This is a genomic window from Kitasatospora sp. NPDC001540 (assembly GCF_042894345.1).
Classification (GTDB): Bacteria; Actinomycetota; Actinomycetes; order Streptomycetales; family Streptomycetaceae; genus Kitasatospora; species Kitasatospora phosalacinea_C.
In genome coordinates this window covers 1-3,529 of sequence record NZ_JBIAVO010000085.1, presented here as the reverse complement: position 1 = coordinate 3,529, position 3,529 = coordinate 1, and the positions used below count along the sequence as shown (strand labels likewise).

Annotated in this window: 2 protein-coding genes; both read left to right on the top strand. The window is 69.5% G+C overall.

Annotated elements, in window-relative coordinates:
- Positions 1-151 precede the first annotated feature (151 nt).
- Positions 152-763 carry a CDP-alcohol phosphatidyltransferase family protein gene (locus ACFY00_RS38050; protein WP_388038847.1) on the top strand — a complete coding sequence of 204 codons (612 nt, stop codon included), beginning with the start codon at positions 152-154 and terminating at the stop codon, positions 761-763.
- Positions 764-888: 125 nt separating this feature from the next.
- Entirely contained in the window at positions 889-3,384 is a 2,496-nt protein-coding gene (locus tag ACFY00_RS38045) for a sugar phosphate nucleotidyltransferase (RefSeq protein WP_388038844.1), read from the top strand.
- Positions 3,385-3,529: the final 145 nt, after the last annotated feature.

Here is a 3,529-nt window from a genome sequence, read left to right as displayed (position 1 = left end):
CCGATGGTACTGCAGGGGGGACCCTGTGGGAGAGTAGGACGCCGCCGAACAATCTTTGTGGGAAAGCCCCCTGACGGGAAGTCAGGGGGCTTTCTTGTTGTAGGGTCAGTCCCGCACAGTTGTCAGTGGTTAACACAGGAGGCTCCGCACCGTGGAGGTCCAGGAGACGCGCGTTCAGACCGACCGGGTCCTCACGATCCCGAACCTGCTGAGCATGGCTCGGCTGGTGGGCGTGCCGATCTTTCTGTGGTTGGTGCTGTGGCCGGTCTTCGGGGGGCCGAAGAACGACGGGTGGGCGATCGTCGTTCTGATGTTGAGCGGGGTCAGTGACTACCTGGACGGGAAGCTGGCCCGGCGGTGGGGGCAGATCAGCCGACTGGGGCAGTTGCTGGACCCGGCGGCGGACCGGCTGTACATCGTGTCGACGCTGGTGGGGCTGACCTGGCGGGAGATCCTGCCGTGGTGGCTGACGGCGCTGCTGGTGGCGCGGGAGGCGTTCGTCGGGGTGGTGCTGCTGCGGCTCAACCGGGCGGGTTACGGGCCGTTGAACGTGAGTTTCCTGGGGAAGGCGGCGACGTTCAATCTGATGTACGCGTTTCCGCTTCTGCTGCTGGGGGTGGGCACGGGGTGGGTGCACCAGGTTGCGGGGGTGGTGAGTTGGGCGTTCATCTGGTGGGGGACGACGTTGTACTGGTGGGCCGGCGCGCTGTACGCGGTGCAGGCCCGGCAGATCCTGCAGGCGGAGCGTCCGGTTGCCGTTTGAGATCGGCCTGAGATGTTTTACACGCCCTCCACGGTGAGTCGGACGTTTTCTTCCGGGTAGGGATGCGTCGGACCGGTTTGATGGACCCGCAGGGGTTCACCACCGCGAAGGAGGACGCACCCGTAATGAAAGCCGTTGTGATGGCGGGCGGGGAGGGCACTCGACTCCGCCCCATGACTTCCAGCATGCCCAAGCCGCTGCTGCCGGTGGCCAATCGGCCGATCATGGAGCACGTGCTGCGCCTGCTGAGGCGGCACGGCCTCACTGACACTGTGGTGACCGTGCAGTTCTTGGCGTCGTTGGTCAAGAACTACTTCGGTGACGGTGAGGAACTGGGCATGCACCTCACCTATGCCAACGAGGAAACACCGCTGGGGACGGCGGGCAGCGTGAAGAACGCCGAGGACGCGCTGCGGGACGATTCGTTTCTGGTGATCTCCGGCGACGCGCTGACGGACTTCGACCTTACTGACCTGATTGCCTTTCACCGGGAGAAGGGCGCGCTGGTGACGGTGTGCCTGACCCGGGTGCCGAACCCGCTGGAATTCGGCATCACCATCACGGACGACGAGGGGAAGGTCGAGCGCTTCCTCGAGAAGCCGACCTGGGGGCAGGTGTTCTCGGACACCGTGAACACCGGCATCTACGTGATGGAGCCGGAGGTCTTCGACTACGTGGCGGCCGGTGAGTCGGTCGACTGGTCGAGCGACGTGTTCCCGCAGTTGCTCAAGGAGGGCAAGCCGGTGTTCGGCTACGTCGCCGAGGGCTACTGGGAGGACGTGGGCACCCACGAGAGCTACCTGAAGGCCCAGGCGGACGTCCTGGAGGGGAAGGTCCAGGTCGAACTGGACGGGTTCGAGATCTCGCCGGGCGTGTGGGTGGCCGAGGGTGCGGAGGTGGACCCGGAGGCCGTGCTGCGGGGGCCGCTGTACATCGGTGACTACGCCAAGGTCGAGGCCGGTGTGGAGCTGCGCGAGCACACCGTGCTCGGGTCGAACGTGGTCGTGAAGAGCGGGGCGTTCCTGCACAAGGCCGTGGTGCACGACAACGTGTACGTGGGGTCGCAGAGCAACCTGCGCGGGTGCGTGGTCGGCAAGAACACCGACGTGATGCGGGCCGCGCGGATCGACGAGGGGGCGGTGATCGGTGACGAGTGCCTGATCGGCGAGGAGTCGATCGTCGCGGGCAACGTCCGGGTCTACCCGTTCAAGACGATCGAGGCCGGCGCGTTCGTCAACACCTCGGTGATCTGGGAGTCCCGCGGCCAGGAGCACCTGTTCGGGGTGCGGGGCGTGTCGGGGATCCTGAACGTGGAGATCACGCCGGAGCTGGCCGTGCGGCTGGCGGGGGCGTACGCGACCACGTTGAAGAAGGGCGCGACGGTCACCATCGCGCGTGACCACTCGCGTGGTGCGCGGGCGTTGAAGCGGGCGATGATCTCGGCGCTGCAGACCAGTGCGATCGACGTCCGCGACCTGGAGAACGTGCCGATGCCGGTGGCCCGGCAGGCGACGGCGCGCGGGAGTGCGGGCGGGATCTTCCTGCGGACCACGCCGGGGGTGCCGGACTCGCTGGACATCCTGTTCTTCGACGAGCGCGGGGCGGACCTGTCGCAGGCCGGGCAGCGGAAGCTGGACCGGGTGTACGCGCGGCAGGAGTTCCGGCGGGCGTTCCCGGGCGAGATCGGCGACCTGCTGCACCCGGCGAGCGTGTTCGACTCGTACGCGACGAACCTGTTGCGGGCGGTGGACACCTCGGGGGTGCGGGAGGCCGGGCTGAAGGTCGTGGTGGACGCGGCGCACGGCAGTGCCGGACTGGTGCTGCCGAGCATCCTGGGGCGGCTCGGGGTGGAGACGCTGACGGTGGCCGGTGGTCTGGACGAGTCGAAGCCGACCGAGGGCGCGGACGAGCGGAAGGCGGCGCTGGCCAGGCTGGGCGAGCTGGTGGCGTCCTCGCAGGCCGCGTTCGGCGTGCGGTTCGACCCGGTGGGTGAACGGGTGTCCTTCGTGGACGAGCTCGGTCGGGTGATCCAGGACGACCGGGCGCTGCTGGTGCTGCTGGACCTGGTGGCGGCCGAGCGCCGTTCCGGGCAGGTGGCGCTGCCGGTGACGACGACGCGGATCGCCGAGCAGGTGGCGGCGTACCACGGCACCCAGGTGATCTGGACGACGACCTCGCCGGACGACCTGGCGAAGGCCGCGGCGGCGGACGGCACCGTCTTCGGCGGGGACGGGCGCGGCGGTTTCGTGGTGCCCGAGTTCTCCGGGGTGCTGGACGGCGCGGCGGCGTTCGTGCGGCTGGTCGGCCTGGTGGCGCGGACGCAGCTGACGCTGAGCCAGATCGACGCGCGGATCCCGCAGGCGCACATCCAGAAGCGGGACATCGCGACGCCGTGGGCCGCCAAGGGCATGGTGATGCGCTCGGTGGTGGAGGCGGCCGGGAACCGGAAGCTGGACACCACGGACGGCGTGCGGGTGGTCGAGCCGGACGGCCGGTGGACGCTGGTCCTGCCGGACCCGGCGGAGGCCGTCACGCACCTGTGGGCGGAGGGGCCGGACGACGAGGCGACCGAGCGGCTGCTCGACGAGTGGGCCGCGGTCGTGGACGGCGCCGGCAAGTAGGAACCGCGAGAACCGGCGGGGCGGGCCCCGGGGGCCCCCCCCCCCCGGCGGTTGTGACCCAACCGGGGCCAACACCGCCGGGGGGGGCGGGGGCCGGGGGTGGGGCCCCCCCGGGGCGTGAAACCCAGTGGCGCCTGCCCCCAAC

Coding starts and splice junctions, on each gene's coding strand:
- ACFY00_RS38045 (WP_388038844.1), top strand. CDS start 889: ATGAAAGCCGTTGTGATGGCGGGCGGGGAGGGCACTCGACTCCGCCCC.